This window comes from Caballeronia sp. Lep1P3 (assembly GCF_022879595.1).
Lineage (GTDB): Bacteria > Pseudomonadota > Gammaproteobacteria > Burkholderiales > Burkholderiaceae > Caballeronia.
This window is the reverse complement of sequence record NZ_CP084265.1, coordinates 1,407,817-1,428,219: the sequence shown is the minus strand read 5'-3', so window position 1 is coordinate 1,428,219 and position 20,403 is coordinate 1,407,817. Positions and strand designations below refer to the sequence as shown.

General features: G+C 64.6%; 17 protein-coding genes. 2 read left to right on the top strand and 15 right to left on the bottom strand.

Annotated features, from left to right (window positions below; genetic code table 11):
* Nucleotides 1-135 precede the first annotated feature (135 nt).
* On the top strand, nucleotides 136-756 hold the full coding sequence (locus tag LDZ27_RS06715) for a transposase (protein WP_244815904.1): 621 nt from the start codon (nucleotides 136-138) through the stop codon (nucleotides 754-756).
* On the opposite strand, the gene LDZ27_RS06710 is transcribed toward LDZ27_RS06715, so the two are convergent.
* From LDZ27_RS06710 to LDZ27_RS06700, 3 genes are all read right to left on the bottom strand, one after another.
* Nucleotides 719-2,944, bottom strand: coding sequence for an ATP-dependent DNA helicase (locus LDZ27_RS06710; RefSeq protein WP_244815903.1), 2,226 nt, complete (start codon nucleotides 2,942-2,944; stop codon nucleotides 719-721). The two genes, LDZ27_RS06715 and LDZ27_RS06710, sit on opposite strands and share 38 nt — an antisense overlap.
* A 101-nt stretch (nucleotides 2,945-3,045) precedes the next feature.
* Nucleotides 3,046-3,267 carry a DUF465 domain-containing protein gene (locus LDZ27_RS06705; protein ID WP_244815902.1) on the bottom strand — a complete coding sequence of 74 codons (222 nt, stop codon included), beginning with the start codon at nucleotides 3,265-3,267 and terminating at the stop codon, nucleotides 3,046-3,048.
* A gap of 125 nt (nucleotides 3,268-3,392) precedes the next feature.
* The gene (locus LDZ27_RS06700) at nucleotides 3,393-4,193 is read right to left on the bottom strand and encodes a colicin transporter (RefSeq protein ID WP_244816058.1); all 801 of its coding nucleotides are present in this window, start codon (nucleotides 4,191-4,193) and stop codon (nucleotides 3,393-3,395) included.
* A gap of 282 nt (nucleotides 4,194-4,475) precedes the next feature.
* Here LDZ27_RS06700 and LDZ27_RS06695 point away from each other — a divergent pair, with 282 nt between their 5' ends.
* A complete protein-coding gene (locus tag LDZ27_RS06695; protein ID WP_244815901.1) occupies nucleotides 4,476-6,824 on the top strand; it encodes a Tex family protein in 2,349 nt (782 codons plus the stop codon).
* A 71-nt stretch (nucleotides 6,825-6,895) separates the two neighbouring features.
* On the opposite strand, the gene LDZ27_RS06690 is transcribed toward LDZ27_RS06695, so the two are convergent.
* From LDZ27_RS06690 to LDZ27_RS06635, 12 genes are all read right to left on the bottom strand, one after another.
* Complete coding sequence (locus LDZ27_RS06690; RefSeq protein WP_244815900.1) at nucleotides 6,896-8,788, bottom strand: potassium transporter Kup; 1,893 nt, start codon at nucleotides 8,786-8,788, stop codon at nucleotides 6,896-6,898.
* 275 nt (nucleotides 8,789-9,063) lie between these two features.
* A complete protein-coding gene (locus LDZ27_RS06685) occupies nucleotides 9,064-9,624 on the bottom strand; it encodes a phosphoribosyltransferase (RefSeq protein WP_244815899.1) in 561 nt (186 codons plus the stop codon).
* 104 nt (nucleotides 9,625-9,728) lie between these two features.
* Nucleotides 9,729-11,075, bottom strand: coding sequence for an adenylosuccinate synthase (locus tag LDZ27_RS06680; protein WP_244815898.1), 1,347 nt, complete (start codon nucleotides 11,073-11,075; stop codon nucleotides 9,729-9,731).
* Nucleotides 11,076-11,193: 118 nt separating this feature from the next.
* Entirely contained in the window at nucleotides 11,194-12,366 is a 1,173-nt protein-coding gene (locus LDZ27_RS06675) for an ATP phosphoribosyltransferase regulatory subunit (protein WP_244815897.1), read from the bottom strand.
* A gap of 85 nt (nucleotides 12,367-12,451) precedes the next feature.
* Nucleotides 12,452-12,637: a DUF2065 domain-containing protein gene (locus LDZ27_RS06670; protein WP_159836336.1), complete on the bottom strand. Its 186-nt coding sequence runs from the start codon at nucleotides 12,635-12,637 to the stop codon at nucleotides 12,452-12,454.
* A gap of 56 nt (nucleotides 12,638-12,693) precedes the next feature.
* The gene (hflC, locus tag LDZ27_RS06665; RefSeq protein WP_244815896.1) at nucleotides 12,694-13,590 is read right to left on the bottom strand and encodes a protease modulator HflC; all 897 of its coding nucleotides are present in this window, start codon (nucleotides 13,588-13,590) and stop codon (nucleotides 12,694-12,696) included.
* Nucleotides 13,591-13,602: 12 nt separating this feature from the next.
* Nucleotides 13,603-14,979 carry an FtsH protease activity modulator HflK gene (gene hflK / locus LDZ27_RS06660; protein ID WP_244815895.1) on the bottom strand — a complete coding sequence of 459 codons (1,377 nt, stop codon included), beginning with the start codon at nucleotides 14,977-14,979 and terminating at the stop codon, nucleotides 13,603-13,605.
* A 64-nt stretch (nucleotides 14,980-15,043) separates the two neighbouring features.
* A complete protein-coding gene (hflX, locus tag LDZ27_RS06655) occupies nucleotides 15,044-16,312 on the bottom strand; it encodes a GTPase HflX (protein ID WP_244815894.1) in 1,269 nt (422 codons plus the stop codon).
* A 72-nt stretch (nucleotides 16,313-16,384) separates the two neighbouring features.
* Nucleotides 16,385-16,621 carry an RNA chaperone Hfq gene (hfq, locus tag LDZ27_RS06650; protein ID WP_006999489.1) on the bottom strand — a complete coding sequence of 79 codons (237 nt, stop codon included), beginning with the start codon at nucleotides 16,619-16,621 and terminating at the stop codon, nucleotides 16,385-16,387.
* A gap of 149 nt (nucleotides 16,622-16,770) precedes the next feature.
* Nucleotides 16,771-18,111 (bottom strand): ribosome biogenesis GTPase Der, encoded by a 1,341-nt coding sequence (der, locus tag LDZ27_RS06645; RefSeq protein WP_244815893.1) that lies wholly within the window; start codon nucleotides 18,109-18,111, stop codon nucleotides 16,771-16,773.
* 360 nt (nucleotides 18,112-18,471) lie between these two features.
* Nucleotides 18,472-19,614: an outer membrane protein assembly factor BamB gene (gene bamB / locus LDZ27_RS06640; RefSeq protein ID WP_244815892.1), complete on the bottom strand. Its 1,143-nt coding sequence runs from the start codon at nucleotides 19,612-19,614 to the stop codon at nucleotides 18,472-18,474.
* Nucleotides 19,615-19,750: 136 nt separating this feature from the next.
* A complete protein-coding gene (locus LDZ27_RS06635) occupies nucleotides 19,751-20,380 on the bottom strand; it encodes a tetratricopeptide repeat protein (RefSeq protein WP_244815891.1) in 630 nt (209 codons plus the stop codon).
* Nucleotides 20,381-20,403: the final 23 nt, after the last annotated feature.

Here is a 20,403-nt window from a genome sequence, read left to right as displayed (position 1 = left end):
TCAGCCGCGTTGCGAGGGTCCGAACCGAACACGTTCCTGCAAGAGACAAGCATGGCGGCCACTCCATCCCGCGCTGGCGGCGCCCAACCGAGTAAGAACGCGAGGCGCACTCAGCGCGATGCGTTCCTCGACACCATGAATTCGCTGATGCCGTGGTCACGCCTGCGCGCGATCGTCGAGCCGCATGTGCCGAAAGACAGCGCCGCGCCCTTTCCCGCTGCGCTCGAGCCGATGCTGCGCGTCTGCTTCCTTCAGAGTTGGTTCGGGCTATCCGATCGCGATTGCGAGGACGCGCTCATCGACAGCATCGCGATGCGGCGTTTTGCGCGCATCGACGAAACAGGCGGTTGCACGCCCGATGCGAACGCGATGGGGCAATTCAGGCGTTTTTTGCAGTCGCATGCGCTCGGGCAACCGGTGCTGGCGGAAGTCAACCGCGCGCTCGCCGCCAATGGCATTCGCATCAAGACGGGCGTGACGGCCAATGCGCGCATTCTCGCGGCTATCTCGTCCGACGCGCCGGAAAGCGCCGCCCATCGAGACGCTGCCGGCACGCGCCGGCAAAGCGCGTCGCCGGACTTCGGCAGCGCCTACAGCGTGAAATCGATGCGCTTTCGCGTGGCACTCGACGTCGACGACGGGAGCGCACGCGCCAAAGCGCGAGACGCCTCGCGCGTCGAACAGGCCATCGCGAACGTCCAGCGGACCGCCGAACGCGCTATTCGGCCAGCTCGGCGGAACTCGGGGAGTCGCTGAAGAACGCGCGCACCACGTCGAGTTCGCGGGTGCGCTTGAAAGGCGGAAGACTCTGCCAGATGCGCCGGCCGTAAGGTTTGTCGACAAGGCGCGTGTCGCAGATCATCAGCACGCCGCGATCCGTTTCCGCGCGAATCAGACGGCCCGCGCCCTGCTTGAGCGTAATGACCGCCTGCGGCAACTGATGCACGGCGAACGGGCTCAAGCCCTTTTTCGTGAGCGCGTCGAGGCGCGCGGCGAGCACCGGATCGTCGGGCGGCGCGAACGGCAGCTTGTCGATGACGACGAGCGACAGCGCGTCGCCGCGCACATCGACGCCTTCCCAGAAACTCTGGCTTCCCACGAGAATCGCGTTGCCGTACGCGCGGAAGCGGTCGAGCAGTTCGGTGCGGCTCGCATCGCCCTGTACGAGCAGCGGATTGCCCCAGCCGCGCCGCTCGATGATGTCGCGCAGGCGCGTCGCGATGCGATCGACCGCGCGCAAGGTCGTGCAGAGCACGAACACGCCGCCGCCCGCCGCCTCGATCACAGGCAGCGCCGCTTCGAACACGGCGTCGGTGAACTGCGGCGAAGACGGCTGCGGCAGATTGCGCGGCACGTACAAAAGGCCCTGAGTCGGATAGTCGAAGGGACTCGGCAGCGTCATCGAGCGGCGCGCGTTCAGACCCATCTGCGCCGCGTAGTGCGTGAAGTCGCCGCGCACCGAAAGCGTCGCCGACGTGAAGATCCACGCGCGCGGCACGCCCGCGCGCTGCTTGGCAAAGATCGGCGCGACGGACAGCGGCGTCTCGTGGAACTGAACCGTGTGCGAGAACACTTCGATCCAGCGCACCATTTCGTTCGGCTCGTCCTTCGCCGCTTCCTGCGCGGCACTTTCGTCCTCGACGACCGCGCGTTCCAGCGGCGTCGGCGGCGTGGTCCAGCCCGACAGCAGATCCTGCAATTCGCGCGCGCGACGCACGAGCGCCTGCAGCGATTCCGCGCGCTCCGCATGCGACAAGAGCGCCGCGGCCAGCGCGCCAAGATGCGTCTCGAGCGTATCGAGCGCATCGAAAAGCGGATGCCCGTCGGGAAGCTGACCGACCGAGAAGCGCGCCGAATCCTCCTTGAACGCGAGCCGCAGATCGCGCGCGGCACGCTCGAGCGCGGCGCCGAGCTTCGTCCAGTCGGCGGCGTCGCGCGCATGGCTCAGACCTTCGGCGACGGTATCGCGCGCGAGTTCGAGCAGTTGCGTCGTGGAAAGCGTCTCGCCGAAAAAGAGCGTGGCCGTTTCGGGCAACTGATGCGCTTCGTCGAAGATGATCGTGTTGGCCATCGGCAGGAGTTCGGCCATGCCGGTGTCGCGCAGCATCACGTCCGCGAAGAACAGATGGTGATTCACCACGACGATGTCGGCCTGCTGCGCCTCCTTGCGCGCCTGCATCACGAAACAGTCCTTGTAATGCGGGCATTCCTGGCCGAGGCAGTTGTCGCGCGTGGACGTGACCATCGGCCAGACCGGGGAATTCTCGGGCACGCTCGCGAGTTCGGCCTTGTCGCCGGTGCGCGTGATCTTTGCGAAACGGACGATTTCCTGCAGATGCGACGTGTCCTGGCGCGACGGCAGGCGACCGTTGTCGGCGGTGCGCTCCAGATAGTAATGACACAGGTAGTTCGCGCGGCCCTTTAGCATCGCGACGGAGACCGGCACGGCGAGCGCGTCTCGCACGGTGGGAATGTCGCGGGCAAAAAGCTGATCCTGCAGATGCTTGGTCCCCGTCGACACGATGACCTTGCCGCCCCAGAGCATCGCCGGGACGAGATACGCGTAGGTCTTGCCGGTGCCCGTGCCGGCCTCGACGATCAGCGTGTTCTCGCCGCCGTCGATAGCCGCTTTCGCGGTCGCGATGCCGACTTCGTCGGCTGGCGCTTCCTCGACTTCATAGGGCTTGTCGGACGGCCCGAGCTTGCGCGCGGGACGGCGCTGCGCTTCGAACATCGCGGGTTCGGGCATCGCGCGGCCGGACGCTTCCATCGCCGCCGCGACGGAGCGCGCCATCTGAATCTGCGATGCGCGCGGCCGATAGCCGTCGATGGCGCGCGCGAGCAGGCCATCGGCGGAAAAGATCGCGTCGAGTTCGACGCTGCGCTTGTCCGTCAGCGCAAGCGCGGCGCTCGCGGAGTCGGAAGGGGTGACGGGTGAGTTCAAAGCGGGCTAGATCCTGCGAAATCTGCGTGTTCCGTGCAACGCGCGACGCCGCCGGCCAGAGGCGCGGGCGGGCTCGGGCATGTTGCACGCCGTGAGACGATTCAGTGCGGGTCGGTGTCCAGTTGCAATTGCAGCAGGAGTATCGTGTCTTTGACCTTGAGCTTGCGCTTCTTGAGGCGCCGGAGTTCGAGGTCGTCGATGCCGGACAGCTTGCCGATCAGCGTATCGAGGCCGTGATGCTCTTCCTGCAGTTGCGCGATGCGATCGCGAATCAGGGCGGCATCCACGGCGGGTTGTCGGGGTGCGTTCAAGCGTTGCTGCATGCTCGCCTCCATGCAAGGCTACCGGCCAGCGCGGGCGTCTCGACGGCAGACAGCGCCTGGCCGATTCAGCCAGAGTATGACGCAAGGCCGCGACATCGGCGCCTCCGCCATCCGGCCAGGAGGCGCTACTTGCCTTGCTGCTGCTGGTTCGACTGTTGCTTCGACTGTTCCTGCCGCTGCTTTTCCTGCTCTGCCTGCTGTGCCTTTTCCTGCTGCTTGCGAGCGGCTTCCTTCTGACGCGCTTCCACTTCGGCGCGATGCTGCGCGGCATCCTTCTGCTTCTGCTCGAAGCGCTGCGCCTTCTGCTCGCGGTCCTGCGCGTCCTGCACACCGCGCGCGCGCGCTTCGTCCAGCTTCTTCTGGTAGTCCGCCTGCTTCTGATCGTAGGCCTTCTGGTTTGCCGCCCGTTGCGGCGCTTCGGCGTTGCGCTGGGCGGCGGCGAGCGCGTTCTGGCGCTGCTTGTCTTCGTACGCCTGCTCGCTCGCCTTCTCGTTGGCCTCGCGCTGCGGCGCTTCGGCCTCGTATTGCGCCTGCTTGAGCGCCGTCTGACGATCGCGCTCCTTCGCGTGCTCGGCGCGCTGCTCGTCGTCGAGCGCGAGCTGTTCCTGGCGAATCTGCTGGCGCGCCTCACGCATTTCGGTGCGCGCGCTATCGAGACAATGGTTCACGAAGAACTTGCTGTAGCAGTCATGCTGCTTCACGCCGTACCGATAGTCGTTCTCCGACGTGCGCCGGTCGAGCGTCTTCTGCCGCTGCGCGTAATCCGCGCGCAAGGCGCCGTCCGTGCTTTCGGCGCCGCCCGCCGCCGCATCGGGCGTCTGCGTGCTCAGCGAAGACGCCGGCCCGGTCGCGGCGGCTGTCTGCGCGATCGCGTGCTGCGGCAGGACCGCGAAAAGCGCGCATAGGGACGATGCGGCCACGGCCATCGGCGCGGCCTTCGGAAGGCGGAAGTTGAGCAAATTGATGAACGGCAACGTGGTAGGGAATCAGGTGCGCGAAGGCCGGAAAACGGGCGTGCGCGGTCCCGAAATTCTATCACCGCACGCCGGAGCGCTTCGCCATTTATGGCAAAATGCCCCGCTCCAGCAACCCGGCCCATCACTCGTCACAGCGCCCGCGGCACGCCCGCGCCGCCGCCCATCCATGACGATGTACGACGACGCACGCGCGCGCCGCCTTCGCGACGAGTCAGCAGACAGCGCAGAACCATGACGGAAACCGTAGCACTCAAGATCGTACAGCGCATCGCCACCGAACTCACCGTGCAGCCGCGCCAGGTCGCCGCCGCCGTGCAGCTTCTGGACGAAGGCTCGACTGTCCCGTTCATCGCCCGGTATCGGAAGGAAGTGACCGGCAATCTCGACGACACGCAATTGCGCACGCTCGAAGAGCGCCTGCTGTATCTGCGGGAACTGGAAGACCGGCGCGCCGCCATCCTGCAAAGCATCGAGGAACAGGGAAAACTCACCGGCGAGTTGCGCGGCGCAATCGAAGGCGCGGACAGCAAGCAGGTGCTCGAAGACCTCTATCTGCCCTACAAGCCGAAGCGCCGCACGCGCGCGCAGATCGCCCGCGAAGCCGGGCTCGAGCCGCTCGCGCAAGCCCTTCTCGCCGATCCGACGCTCGATCCGCAAGCCGAAGCCGCGAAGTTCGTGGATGCCGAAAAAGGCGTCGCCGATACGAAAGCCGCGCTCGACGGCGCGCGCGACATCCTCTCGGAGCAGTTCGGCGAAACGGCTGAAGTCCTCGGCAAGCTGCGCGACTATCTGTTCAACCAGGGGCTCGTCATGTCGAGCGTGGTGGACGGAAAGCAAGGCGACGAAGGCGAAAAATTCCGCGATTACTACGACTACAGCGAGACGATCCGCACGGTGCCGTCGCATCGCGCGCTCGCGCTCTTTCGCGGCCGCAACGCGGGCGTGCTGTCGGTGAAGCTCGGTCTCGGCGAGGAACTGGATACGCAAGTGCCGCATCCGGGCGAAGCGATGATCGCGCAGCATTTCGGCATCGCGAACCGCAACCGCGCCGCCGACAAGTGGCTCTCCGACGCGTGCCGCTGGTGCTGGCGCGTGAAGGTGCAGCCGCACATCGAAAACGAACTGCTCACGCAACTGCGCGAGGAAGCCGAACACGAGGCCATTCGCGTGTTCGCGCGCAATCTGAAGGACTTGCTGCTCGCCGCGCCCGCGGGCCCGAAGGCGGTCATCGGTCTGGATCCGGGCCTGCGCACCGGCGTGAAGGTCGCGGTCGTCGACCGCACGGGCAAGGTGCTCGCCACGGACACCATTTATCCGCACGAGCCGCGCCGCGACTGGGACGGCTCCATCGCCAAGCTCGCGCGGCTCGCGCGTGCGACGCAGGCCGAGCTCGTGTCCATCGGCAACGGCACGGCGTCGCGCGAAACCGACAAACTCGCGAGCGAACTGATCGCGAAGCACCCTGATCTGAAGCTGCAAAAGATCGTCGTGTCGGAAGCCGGCGCGTCCGTGTATTCGGCGTCCGAGCTGGCGGCGAAGGAGTTCCCCGAGATGGACGTGTCGCTGCGCGGGGCGGTGTCGATTGCGCGGCGTCTACAGGATCCGCTCGCGGAACTCGTCAAAATCGAGCCGAAGGCGATCGGCGTCGGCCAGTATCAGCATGACGTGAATCAGCGCGAACTCGCGCGCTCGCTGGATGCGGTCGTCGAGGACTGCGTGAACGCGGTCGGCGTCGATGCGAACACCGCGTCGGTCGCCCTGCTCGCCCGCGTCTCCGGCTTGAACGCGACGCTTGCGCGCAATATCGTCGATTATCGCGATGCGAACGGACCGTTCCCTTCGCGCGAGCATCTGCGCAAGGTGCCGCGTCTCGGCGACAAGACCTTCGAGCAGGCCGCCGGCTTTCTGCGCATCAGCAATGGCGACAATCCGCTCGACCGCTCGTCGGTGCATCCGGAGGCGTATCCGGTCGTGCAGCGCATTCTCGCCAAGATCAACAAGCACGTCGGCGATGTGCTCGGCAAGCGCGAGGCGCTCGCGGGTCTGTCGCCGGCCGAGTTCGTCGATGATCGTTTCGGCCTGCCGACCGTGCGCGACATTCTCGCGGAACTCGAAAAGCCGGGGCGCGATCCGCGTCCCGAGTTCAAGACGGCGACGTTCCGCGAAGGCATCGAGAAAATTTCGGACCTCGTGCCAGGCATGGTGCTCGAAGGCGTCGTGACGAACGTTGCGGCGTTCGGCGCGTTCGTCGATATCGGCGTGCATCAGGACGGCCTTGTTCACGTGTCCGCAATGTCGACCAAGTTCATCAAGGACCCGCACGAGGTCGTGAAGGCGGGTCAGGTCGTGAAGGTCAAGGTGCTCGAAACCGACGTGAAGCGCCAGCGCATTGCGCTCACCATGCGTCTCGACGACGACTTCGCTCCTGCCACGGCGAACGCGGGTAGCGCGGGATCGCCGGCACGCGGCGGGCAGGATCGTCGTTCAGGGGGCGGCGCACGCGATGCGCGGGCCAATCAGCGTCGCGAGCCGGAACCCGGTGGCGCGATGGCCGCAGCTTTCGCGAAACTGAAACGCTGACACGCTGACCTGCAAGTAAAAAAACCCACGCTATCGCGTGGGTTTTCTATTCGCGCGCGCGGCCGACGCGCTCATATCTCGATCTTCGTTCCCAACTCGACGACGCGATTCGCCGGAATGCTGAAGAAGTCCGTCGGCTTCGCGGCGTTCTGATGCATCCACGCAAACACGCGCTCGCGCCACACGGACATGCCCGGCAGTTCCGTCGGCACGACCGTCTCGCGCGCCATGAAGAAGGATGTATCCATGAGTTCGAACGTCATCGCGTGCGTGCGCGTGATCTGTTCGAGCACGGCTTTCACGTCCGGCGTCTCGTTGAAGCCGTATGCCGCTTTTACGAGGAAAAGACCGCCCGAGATGTCCTTCACTTCCAGACGATGCGCGTCGTCCACATACGGGATGTCGCGCGTGACGAAGTTAAGGAAGATCGTCCGCTCGTGCAGCACCTTGTTGTGCTTGAGGTTATGCAGGAGGCTAACGGGCACGAGCGAATCGCTGCCCGTCAGATAAATCGCCGTGCCCGACACGCGATGCGGCGGATGCGCGAGCAGCCCTTGCAAGAACGGCATCAACGGGATGCCGTCGGCGGCGGTGCGGTCCTTCACGATCATGCGGCCCTTGTACCAGGTCATCAGCAGGAAGAACAACGCGCCGCCGATGCACAGCGGCAGCCAGCCGCCCTGCTCGATCTTGAGCAAACTCGCGCCGAAGAACCCGACGTCGATGACGAGGAAAACGGCGATCATCGCGCCGACGAGAAAGCGGTTCCAGCCCCACAGGTTCGTCATCACGACCGAGACGAGGATGGTGGTGACGAGCATTGTCGCGGTGACGGCGAGACCGTAAGCCGCCGCCAGGTTCTCCGAACTCTTGAAGCCGACGACGATGCACAGAATGATGAACAGCAGCATCCAGTTGACGAGCGGAATATAAATCTGCCCGATGGCCAGTTCCGACGTATGCAGGATCTTCATGCGCGGCACGTAGCCGAGTTGGATGGCCTGGCTCGTGAGCGAATACGCGCCCGAGATGACGGCTTGCGATGCGATGACCGTCGCGATCGTCGAGAGAATGACGAGCGGCAGCAGCGCCCACTCCGGCGCGAGCAGGAAGAACGGGCTCTCGATGGCCTTCGGCGAATGCATCAGAAGCGCGCCCTGCCCGAAGTAGTTCAGCAGCAGCGACGGCATCACGATGCCATACCAGCCGTAGCGGATGGGCTTCGCGCCGAAGTGCCCCATGTCGGCGTAGAGCGCCTCGGCTCCGGTGAGAACCAGCACCACCGACCCGAGGACGATATACGCCTGCAACACGTGTTCCGCCATGAACGAGAACGCGTAGTACGGGTTCAGCGCAACCAGCACGCCCGGCGCGAGCGCGATGTGATACGCGCCGAGCACGGCGAGCGTAGCGAACCACACCAGCATGATCGGCCCGAAGAGCTTGCCGACCACCGCCGTGCCGTGCCGCTGAATCCAGAACAGCATGATGAGGATGACCATCGTGATCGGAATCACGTAGGGCGAGAGCTTGGGCGCGGCGATCTCAAGACCTTCGACGGCGGAAATCACCGACATCGCCGGCGTGATGACGGCGTCGCCGTAGAACATGCATGCGCCGAAGATGCCGAGCATCATCAGCACACCGGATAGTCGGCCAGGATCTTTCACGCTGCGCAGCGCGAGGGTCATCATCGCGAATACGCCGCCTTCGCCGTTGTTGTCGGCGCGCATGACGAAGAGCACGTATTTGACGGCGACCACCATCACGATGGCCCAGAACAACAGCGAAATGACGCCGAGAATGGAGGCTTCCGAGAGGCCGATGCCGTGCGATGGGCTAAAGGCTTCCTTCAAAGCATAGAGAGGACTCGTGCCGATGTCGCCGAAGACGACGCCAATGGCCGCGAGCGCAAGCGAAGGCAAAGGCTGTTTGCGCTCTTGCGCGTGAGTCATGTTAGTCATAAAAGCGAGATATCCGTCCAGAGCGGAAGAAACCGAACGCCATTCTATCTAACGCCGCACGCAAAGACGCTTCCTCTCATGTTGCTCGGGCGCCACGAGAGAGGCGACTGGAAGTGTAGCATCGCCTCCCCGGCGCGTCGGCGCACGACGTTGGCTTTCCGCGCGTTTGCGAGTGCGTTCGCATCGAAAGCCGTCTGAAAAGCAAAACGCCGTTGCGTCGGGCGAAAGCCCCGACACAACGGCGCACATGGGTGCAACAAAAGCGGCCGTCGAGCTTACGCGCGACCGTTCTGCATGCCGCGCTTGATCCACGCGCCGAGATTGTGCGGACGCACGGTGTCCCATTCCTCGAACGGCTGATGAATCCACGGATTCGTTTCCAGAAACTGGACGTGGTAATCGGGCTTGACCTTCGAGCACGCCTTGTACCACAGCACCGCCGAGCGAACCGCCGTGATCGCGGGATAGCGCTCCTTCAGATGGTCCTGGACGCGCGCGAGCGTGACGCCCGAATCGACGAGATCGTCCACGAGCAGCACATTGCCGGACAGCTCGCCGCGCGTCATCGTGATGTATTGCGCGATATCGAGGTCGCCCTGTTCCGTGCCGGCGGCTTCGCGATACGAACTCGTCGCGAGAATGGCGAGCGGCAGGTCGTAGATGCGCGACAGCTGGTCTCCGACGCGCAGGCCGCCGCGCGCGAGACACAGGATCTTGTCGAACTTCCATCCCGAGTCGTGCACGGTCAGCGCGAGCAGTTCGATCAACCGGTGATATTCGTCCCAGTTGACCCAGAGGTTCTTGTCGTCGTTACGCGGGTCGGTCATCGCGATCATGGTGAGGCTCTTTCGATTACATACTGCGGTTATATGCGAAATGTGGCCGCATGAAGCGGCCACATTCTTTACAGCGTCCGGTTCAGGTCGAGGCGCTTCTCGCTTCAGACCTTGAACGGATGACGAAGCAGGATCGTTTCGTCGCGGTCCGGGCCGGTCGAAACCATGTCGACCGGCACGCCCGCCACTTCCTGCACGCGCGTGAGATAGGCGCGCGCGTTAGCCGGCAGGCTGTCCCACTGCGTGATGCCGATGGTGCTTTCCTTCCAGCCGCCGAAGGTCTCGTAGACCGGCTTGCAGCGCGCCACTTCCGAGGCGCCGCGCGGGAGGATATCGACCGGCTGGCCGTCGAGCGTATAGCCGACGCACAGCTTGACCTCTTCGAGGCCGTCGAGCACGTCGAGCTTGGTCATGCAGAGGCCCGAGATGCCGTTGATCTGGATCGAGCGGCGCAGCGCGGCGGCATCGAGCCAGCCGGTGCGGCGCGGACGGCCCGTGACCGAGCCGAATTCCTTGCCGACGGTGGCGAGGTTCAGGCCGATCGGGTCCTGACGCTGCGGGTTCTCGGCGTCGTAGAGTTCGCTCGGGAACGGACCCGCGCCCACGCGCGTGCAATACGCCTTCGTGATGCCGAGAATGTAATTGAGCTTTTGCGGACCGACGCCCGCGCCCGCCGTGGCCGCGCCCGCCACGCAATTGCTCGACGTGACGAACGGATACGTGCCGTGATCGATGTCGAGCAGCGTGCCCTGCGCGCCTTCGAACAGCAGATTGCGGCCGGCGTGGTTTTCGTCGTAGAGACGGCGGGAGACGTCGGTGACCATCGGCGCGAGACGATCGGCGTAGCCGAGCATCGTATCGAGCGTTTCCTGATAGTCCACCGCGTTCGCGCCCAGGTACTGCGTCAGCACGAAATTATGGAAGTCGAGCGTTTCGCGCAGACGTTGCGCGAAGAGCGGCGCGTCGAAGAGGTCCTGCACGCGCAGACCGCGGCGGCCCACCTTGTCTTCATACGCCGGCCCGATGCCGCGTCCGGTCGTGCCGATCTTGCCCGCGCCGCGACGCGCTTCGCGCGCCTGGTCGATCGCGATGTGATACGGAAGAATGAGCGTGGTCGCTTCGGAAATGAACAGGCGGTTGCGCACGTCGATGCCTGCGGCTTCCAGTTCGTCGATTTCCTTGAAGAGCGCTTCCGGCGACAACACGACGCCATTGCCGATGTAACAGGCCGTGCCCGCGCGCATGATGCCCGACGGGATGAGGCGCAAAATGGTTTTCTTGCCGCCGATGATGAGCGTGTGTCCGGCGTTATGACCGCCCTGGAAGCGCACGACGCCCTGGGCGTGGTCCGTCAGCCAGTCGACGATCTTGCCCTTGCCCTCATCACCCCATTGGGTGCCCACCACGACGACGTTGCGCCCGGGGTTCACATTCACTGCACTGGCAGACATGTTGATTCGTTAGCTGGTTAAAAACGCATTTTACCTATGTTCGCGACGCGTTCCGAGTTTTTCGGGACGCATTTCGCGATTCCGTCACGAGGGCGCGGCCAGGCGCGCCCCGCAAAATTCACTGGCGCTCGGGCGCCTGCGCGACGCGCTCCTCCACCGCCCAGCGGCCATCGCGCTCGACGAGCACGCGGTCGAACGCGAATTCGTCGAGATCGTGCTCGTGGCCCGGCAACGCCTGAATGACGACTTCGCCTGCATCGCGCAACGCCGCGACCGCCGCGCGCAGCGGCTCTTCGTGCTTCCACGGCGCGAGGATCGCGCTGCCGCGTGCATCGACCGGTGAAATGCGCGCGACTTCGCGCAAGTCCAGCGAAAAACCCGTCGCGGGCCGCGCGCGGCCGTAGGCGGAGCCGACGTCGTCGTACCGGCCGCCGCGCGCCACCGCGTTCGGCACGCCGTCCACGTAAGCCGAGAACATCACGCCGCTGTGATACGCGTAGCCGCGCAGATCGGCGAGGTCGATCATCAGCTCGGCGCCATCGGCTCGCGCGGCGAGGAACGCGAGGTCGTCGAGCGCGCGCGCGATGACCGGCAGATTCGGCAGACGCGCACGCGCCATTTGGAGCACCGAAGCATCGCCATAAAGCGACGGCAAAGCGCGCAGCGCCTCGCGCGGCACGTGGCCTAGATGCGCGGTGAGTTCGGTGAGACGCGGCACGTCCTTGCTCGCGAGCGCATCGTAGAGCGCTTCTCCGAGCGATGCCGCCGCCGGCTCAAGTTCGAGCAGCGCGGCCAGCACGCCCGCGTGGCAGAGGTCCAGCCGCACCTTCGTGAGACCCGCGAGGTGCAGCGAATCGAGCATCAACTGCTGAATTTCGAGGTCGGCTTCGAGGCCCGCGTGACCATAGATCTCCGCGCCGATCTGAATCTGCTCGCGCGTCGCATGAAGACCGCGCGGACGCGTATGCAGCACGACGCCCGCATAGCAGAGACGCGTCACGCCCTGCCGGTTCAGAAGATGCGCGTCGATGCGCGAGACCTGCGGCGTGATGTCGGCGCGCAGGCCGAGCGTGCGTCCCGACAACTGATCGACGAGCTTGAACGTGCGAAGGTTGAGGTCGCTGCCGCCGCTCGTCAGCAGCGACTCCAGATATTCGAGCATCGGCGGCATGACGAGCTCATAACCGTAGGACCGGAACCGGTCGAGCAGGCGGCGGCGCAGCTCTTCGATCTTGCGGGCTTCCGACGGCAAGACGTCGGCGATATTCTCGGGAAGGAGCCAGGTGGACATCGATACGTTTCCTGCGGGGCGCGGCGCGAGACGCGGCGCGCGTGGGCGGATAAGGACAAGATAGGCGAAACGGCGGCTTCCCGCGCTAGGTCGCGATCAGGAGCAGGATCAGCCCCAGCGCCATCGCGATCAGGCCGCCGATGCGGATGTGATGCGGCGGCCGCTCGGCGATACGGCGGAACGTGTCGCGCCAGGCCGTCGGAAAAACGAAGGGAAACATGCCTTCGATGATCAGCATCAACGCAAGAGCGAGCAGTATCGTCTCGACCATTGTTCACGGGGAAATGAGCGCCCGCGCGGCGACTGCCGCGCGCGGCGCGGGTGCGCTCAGCGCTTTTGCGAGGCGGACGCGTCCGCGCCGCCGTTGGGGCTCTTCATGAAGCGGAAGAAATCGCTGCTGGACGGATCGACGACCATCACGTCGCCCGGCTTGAACGTCTTCTTGTACGCTTCGAGGCTCTGATAGTACTGGTAGAACTGCGGGTCGCGTCCATAGGCGTCGGCGGCGATGGCCGCGGACTTGCTGTCTCCTTCGCCCTTGATGGACTGCGCCTGGCTGTAGGCGTCCGCGAGGATCTGCTGCTGCTCGCGTTCGGCGTCGGCCTTGATCTTGTCGGCCTCGGCCGTGCCCTTCGCGCGCTCGTTCGCCGCCGCTTCCTGGCGCGCGGCGATCATGCGCTTATAGACCGAATCCGCCACCGCCGACGGGAAGTCGATGCGCGTCATCTGAAGATCGACGAGTTGCACGCCGAACGCCGACGCCGCGCCTTCCACATCCTTCTGCGCCTCGCTTTCGAGCGTCTGCTGGCTGGCGAGCGCGTCGGTGAGCGAGCGATTCGCGAACGCGCTCGCGAGCGCGGTGCGGGCAAGCGCGATCAGGCGCTCCTGCGCAGTCTGCGTATTTTTCTCGTTGCTCACGAAGAGCTTGAGCGGGTCGTTCACGCGGTACTTGATGACCGTGTTCACGAGGACTTCGTTCTTGTCGGACGTGGTGAAGCGGTCAGCCCCGCTTTCGTCGATGGTGAGCGTGCGCGTGTCGATGAGCGCAAGCGTCTGAAACGGCGGCGGCAGCTTGAAATGGAGGCCGGGACCATCGAGCCGCGGACTGCTGTCGCCGTGGGAAGCCACGACGCCGGCGTGTCTCTCGTCGACGGTGAAGACCATCGACGAGCCGATGAACAGCACGATCACGACTGCGACGACGAGCGCAATGATTCGATTCATGTTCTGCGCTCCTTACTGCAAGTCGTCTTGACGGCTGCGCGAGCGCAACGCATCGCGCGAGCGCAGCGGATCGCTTGCCGCGCTTGCAGCGCCCGGCGCGCTGGCTGCCGCCGCTGCGCTGGCCGGCGCGACCGCTGCGGACGACGCAGGCACGGTGCTTTGCGCGCGCGCTTCGGCGTCGGCTGCCGGCGCGCTCACGCTCCCGTTCGCGGCCGAATCTTTCGCCTGCTGGCGCGTTGCGTCGACGAGCTTGTCGAGCGGCAGATACACCACGTTGTTACCTGCCTTGCTATCGACGAAAACCTTGGTGGTGCGCGAGTAGATCTGCTGCATCGTGTCCAGGTACATGCGTTGGCGAATGAGCGCCGGAGCCTTCGCGTATTCCGCGTAGACCTGCTTGAAGCGCTCGGCGTCGCCTTGCGCCTGCGTGACTTCGCGGTTGCTGTAGGCGGTCGCTTCGTCGATCATCTTCGCGGCATCGGCCTTCGCGCGCGGAAGCAGTTGACTCGCGTAGGCTTCGGCGGTTTCGCGGGCGCGCTCGTTGTCCTGACGCACGCGCGACGCTTCTTCGAACGCCGCCTGCACCTGCGTCGGCACTTGCACGCTTTGCATCGTGACGCCCGTGACCTGCAGACCCGTGCGGTACGCGTCGAGCGAGCGCTGGATGGATTCGGTGAGACGCCCGCGCAACGCGTCGCGGTCCTTGTAGAGCAGATCGTCGGTGGACGTCGCGCCCGCGATCTCGCGAACCGCCGCTTGCGCGGCCTCGGTCACGCTCTGATCGGGATCGAGATTGCGAAAGAGAAAGTCGGTCGGCGACTTGATCTGATACTGCACGGCGAAGCGAACATCGAGAATGTCGGCTTCTTTCGTCAGGAGCGACGCATCGCGCACATTGCCCTGCGACAGCGCGGCGCCGCGGCCAATTTCGACCGACCGCACCTGCGACGTATCGACGATATCGTGTGACTGCAACGGATAAGGCAGACGCCAGTGAATGCCCTGCGGCACCGTCTGCCGGTACTTGCCGAACTGCGAGACGACGCCGACATGCCCGTCCTGCACGACGAACACGCCGCTGCCGAGATAGATGGCGACCAGCACGCCGATGACGATGCCAAGCCCGATCTTCGTGCCGCGCCCGTTGTCGCGCGGCATGCCGCCGCCTGGCTTGCGGCCGAAGACGCCCGCGATGCGGCGGTTAAATTCACGCCACATCTCGTCGAGATCGGGCGGACCTTCTTCCTTGCCGTTGCCGCGCTTGCCGTCCTGCGGACGCTTGGAGTCGTTCTTTACGCCATTGCCGTCGCTCCGCCCCCAGCGCGGATCGTTGATCGAAAAGGCGGCATGCATGCGCTGCCCGATAGTCCGCTCGTTGTTTTCGTTCACTCGGTGATTCACCATTAGACAGCCGGTTCGGTGCCGCGTCGGTAAGTCGGTCATGCGGAGCCGTTCAGTGTCCGTGCTCGGGAACCTTTCGGCCGTCACGTTCTTCTGCTGGCCGGTGGTCTTCCGGCTGCGGGTTCGCGTCGGGGGATGTGTTCGGCCCGGACTGGCTGGATTGCGTGGCTTCGGACGTCTGTGCCGGCGCGCCCGTTTCTGCAAACACGCTCGGCTGACCTTCTTCGGGTTCGCCTGCGTCCGCTGTAGCGATTTCGGCGATGGCGGCGCGCAGCGCGTCGAGTCCCTGACCCGTGCGCGCGCTCAAAAAGACGCGCGAAATATTACCATACTCATCCCTTTCAACCGCTTCGTCACGGGCCGCGAGTTCGGGCACCGCGTCGATCTTGTTGAAGACGAGAATCTGGCGGATGGAGTCCGCGCCGATGCCGCGCAATACCTCGTTCACCTGATCGATCTGATCGAGGCGCACGGGGCTCGATGCGTCGACGACGTGCAGCAGCAGGTCCGCATGGATGGTCTCTTCGAGCGTCGCACGAAATGCGGCGACGAGCTGGTGAGGCAACTCGCGGATGAACCCAACGGTATCCGAAACGACAACGTGCCCGGCTTCCTCGCCGAGGAACACGCGCCGCGAAGTCGTATCGAGCGTGGCGAACAACTGGTTGGCCGCATACGCCTGCGCTTTGGTGAGCGCATTGAAGAGCGTGGACTTGCCCGCGTTCGTGTAGCCGACGAGCGAAACCGACATCGTCTGGTTGCGCGTGCGTTGACGGCGCTGCGTGCCGTGCTGGCGGCGCAGCTTGGTGAGGCGCGTCTTGAGCGCCTTGATGCGTTCGCCGATGAGCCGGCGGTCGGTTTCGAGCTGCGTTTCGCCCGGACCGCGCAAGCCGATGCCGCCCTTCTGCCGTTCGAGGTGGGTCCATGCGCGAATCAGCCGCGTGGACAGATACTGCAATTGCGCGAGTTCCACCTGCAGCTTGCCTTCATGACTTCGGGCGCGCTGCGCAAAGATATCGAGGATGAGACTCGTGCGGTCCACCACGCGGCGGTTCAACGCAAGTTCGAGATTACGTTGCTGCGCCGGCGCGAGCGCGTGATTGAAAATGACGAGTTCGACGTCGTTCGCTTCGCAGGAAAGGCGCAGTTCTTCGACCTTTCCGCTGCCGATGAACATCTTGGCGTCCGGACTGGACCGACGGCCGGTGAGCGTGACGGCGGGATGGGCGCCCGCACTTTCTGCGAGCAGGCTGAGTTCTTCGAGACTGGCTTCGAAATCGATCTTGCCGAAGTCGATGCCGACGAGCGCTGCGTTAATCAAATTGATGTATTGGTTTTGAAGCGACCGGCGAGTCGCATTAACGTGCGATCTTGCCGCCGGCCGCGACGAGGTTTAGGACGACTCTGCGTCCGGGTGGAAGTTCACCGGACGGGCCGGCACGACCGTGGAAATGGCGTGCTTGTAGACCATCTGGGTGACCGTATTTCTGAGCAACACGACGTACTGGTCGAACGATTCGATGTTCCCTTGCAGCTTAATGCCGTTGACCAAGTAGATCGAGACCGGCACGTGCTCTTTACGCAGTGCGTTCAAAAACGGGTCTTGTAACAATTGCCCTTTGTTGCTCATAGCAAACTCCGTATTTTTTTGCAGGTTAGAAGTATTGTGGACGAAGAAAAAGAGATCCGCCGACAATCGCTACACTATAGCTGATTTTCGTTTCTGCAAGAGATCGGCCACCTGGCCAAAGGCGCCGAAACGCTTGCTCCACGCGGCTCTCAGTCCTTGTCCGCATAAGGGTTCTTGCTTGAGCGGAACTCTATGCGCAATGGAGTGCCGGCCAGTCCAAAAGTTTCGCGGAAGCGCCCTTCCAGATACCGTTTGTACGTATCGGTGATCGCATCGAGTGCATTGCCGTGCACGACGATGATCGGCGGATTTTGTCCGCCCTGGTGTGCATAGCGAAGCTTCGGGCGAACCGGCCCGCGGCGGCGCGGCTGCTGAAATTCGACGGCATCGATCAGCGCGCGTGTGAGCTTCGGCGTCGGCAGCTTGGCCATCGCGGCGGCGTAGGCGTCGTCGACCGACTTCATCAACGCGCCGATGCCCGTCTTCTCCAGCGCCGAGACGTAGTGGAATTTAGCAAAGTCCAAAAACTTGAGCTTGCGCGCGAGATCCGCCTTGGTGCGCTCGCGCACATGCGAATCCAGCCCGTCCCACTTGTTCACGCCGACCACGAGCGCGCGTCCCTGCTCGACCACGAAGCCCGCGATATGCGCGTCCTGGTCGGAGATGTCCTGCTGCGCATCGAGGAGAAGAATCACGACGTTGGCATCCGCGATCGACTGCAGCGTCTTGACGACCGAGAACTTCTCGATCGCTTCGAACACCTTGCCCCGGCGACGCAGGCCTGCCGTGTCGATCAATGTGTATTTGCGGCCTTGCCGCTCGAAATCAACGTAGATCGAGTCGCGCGTCGTGCCGGGCATGTCGAACGCGATCACGCGTTCTTCACCGATGAGCGCGTTCACAAGCGTCGACTTGCCGACGTTCGGCCGTCCGACGATCGCGATCTTCACGCCATGCTGCGCCTTCTCTTCCTCGCTCTCTTCCGGCTGGTCCGCATAGGCGATGTCGAGCGCGTCGTTGATCATCTCCGTCACGCCGTCGCCGTGCGCGGCGGAGATCGCGCGCGGGTCGCCGAGGCCGAGTTCGTAGAAGTCCGACGCGACCGCCGAGTACTTCATCCCCTCGGCCTTGTTGACGACGAGAAAGAGCGGCCGGCCGGTCTTGCGCAGATAGTCGGCGATCGACTTGTCCTGCGGCGCGAGTCCGTTGCGTCCATCGACGATGAACACGACGATGTCCGCTTCCTCGACGGCCTGCCGCGTCTGACGCGCCATTTCGTGCAGGATGCCGTCCTTCGCGACCGGCTCGAAACCGCCCGTATCCACGACGAGATACGGACGCTCGCCGCCGACGCGGCCTTCTCCGTAGTGGCGGTCGCGCGTCAGGCCGGGCAGGTCGGCGACGAGCGCATCGCGCGAACGCGTCAGCCGGTTGAAAAGAGTCGATTTCCCCACATTGGGGCGCCCGACGAGGGCAATCACGGGTTTCATCAGATGTTGTTTACCGTTGAACGCAAGGCGAAGTGCAAAACGTGCGGTGCGAGCCTGTCTGCCGCATACGCCGCGCAATGGCTGCGCTTGTCGAAAATTAGCATGGATCGGCTCGTGCGACGCGCGGTGCGTCGATAGCTGAGCCGTCGGCGCCGAGCGCCGGTCGTCGCCCGTCGAGGGCTAGTGTCGCGTGGCGCCGGCGTCCGACGCGCTGGGTTCTGTCATGCCTGTCGATACGGCATTCTTGTCGAGCGCGCCCGCAACGCGCTCTTTTCTGTGCCGGTTTCTTGTGCCTGAAGTCCGGCGCAAGCAGTGCCGCAAGCGCTTCGTACCAGGAAAACGAAGCGCCCCGTTCTTCCTTTATTGCGGACGGAAACCGTAAAGTCCGCCGTCGTGCGTCTGTACGACGAGCGTATTGCCCGCCAGCACCGGCGCCGCGGTGATCTCGCTGCCGTCGGTCGACGCGCGGCCCACGAACTCGCCGTTGTCCGCGCTCAGGAAATGCACGAAGCCCTTGTAATCGCCGACGACAACCGCGCGGCCGAGAATGAACGGCACGCTGACGTCTCGGCTCTTGAGCTGGTCGTTCTTCCAGACGGGCGTGCCGTCCGACGCGCGGAACGCGTTGACCACCGACCAGTCGTCGCCCGCTGCGACGATCTGCTCGTCCTGTGCAAGCCCGCTATTGCTCGAGAAGTTCTTCTGCCACATCGGACGGCCCGAGTTCGCATCGAAGCAGCCGATCTTGCCCTGGAACGTCACCGCGCAGGTCTGCGCCCCGACGAGGCCCGGCGCGCCAGTCACGTCGTTGATGCGCTCCACTTCGGTCACGCCCTTCGGATAAGACACCGGCGCTTGCCAGTAGGCATCGCCCGTCTGCAGGTTGATCGCCGCGAAGTTGCCGCCGGGAAAACCCGCGAGCACCGCCTGATTGCCGGCGAACGTCATGCCGGCGGCCACGCGCAAGTTGAGCGGCACCGCGCGCAACTGGAAGATCCATTTCTGCTCGCCCGTCTGGGCGTTGAACGCAATCACTTTGCCGTCGATGGTGCGCACGATCACGAGATCGTTACCGACGAGCGGCGGCGAGATGATTTCGCCCGGAGCCGTAGCCGTCCACAACTGCTTGCCGTCCGGCCCGAGCACGTACACCGCGCCCTTCAGACCGCCGACCGCCGTCAGGTTGCCGTCGCTGCCGACGCCCGCGGACAGGTCGTCCTTCAGCTTCGTGCGCCAGACGTCCTGGCCGGTCTTCGCATCGATCTTCGCGACCGTGCCGTTCACGCCCGCCGCGTAGACGGCGTCGCCCACCGCGACCGGCGAGAACAGATAACGGCCCGCCTTGCCGACGCTCGCCTTCCACGCCTGGGTGACGTTCAGCACCGGCTTGATCTCGACGAGCGGCGTCGGCACGCGTCGCTCGTCCTTGGTCGACGAGCAGGCGGCCAGAAGAACGGTCATCGCGCAGGCGAACGGCACGGCGTAGCGTTTCAAATGAATCATCGGTGGACGCAGCATGAATGAGTGAATTCGGTTGACCGGCGCGGCCGCGTGTCCCTTGCGGGCGATGCGCGGCGCGGCGGCTTGATTGGCGAAATGGCTTGGGCGCTAACGGAACGAAGGACCGGGGCGACGGAAATCAGCCGCCGAGCGCGTCCAGCTTGAACTGGACCAGTTGCCGCGCGGACGTATCGTTCTTCGGCAGCGCGTCGAGGGCCGTCTTGTAGGCCGTGCGCGCATCGTCACGCTTGCCCTGCGCCGCAAGCAGATCGCCGCGACGGTCCGCGACGACGCCCTTGAACGCATCGAGCGGAGCATCGGCGAGGAGCTTGAGGCCCGCGTCGAAGTTCTTCTCGTCGAGCAGCACGAGCGCGAGGCGCAGCTTCGCGATCTGCTTGTACTCCTCGTCCTTCGCGTGATCGATGGCCCACTGCAACTGCGCCTTCGCGCCGGCCGTGTCGCCCGCCATGTACAGCGACTTCGCGGCCGCGAGCGCGGACATCTGCGCGTAGCCCGTGCCGCCGAACTTGTCTTCCATGTCCGCCGCGACGCGCGCGACGAGCTTCTGATCGTTGCCGTTCACGGCCTGCTGAAGCCGGTCGTACAGCACGGAAGCCTCGGCCGCCTGACGGCGCTGCCAGTAATTCCAGCCGTTGAAACCGGCCGCGACGACGAGCGCCACGAGCACGATCCAGGTCGTGGCGTTACCCCATTTGGCCCACCAGGCCTTGACACTTTCCAGTGATTCTTGTTCGTCGTGGTAACTCATCGTCCAGCTATTCCTTCCTGCGT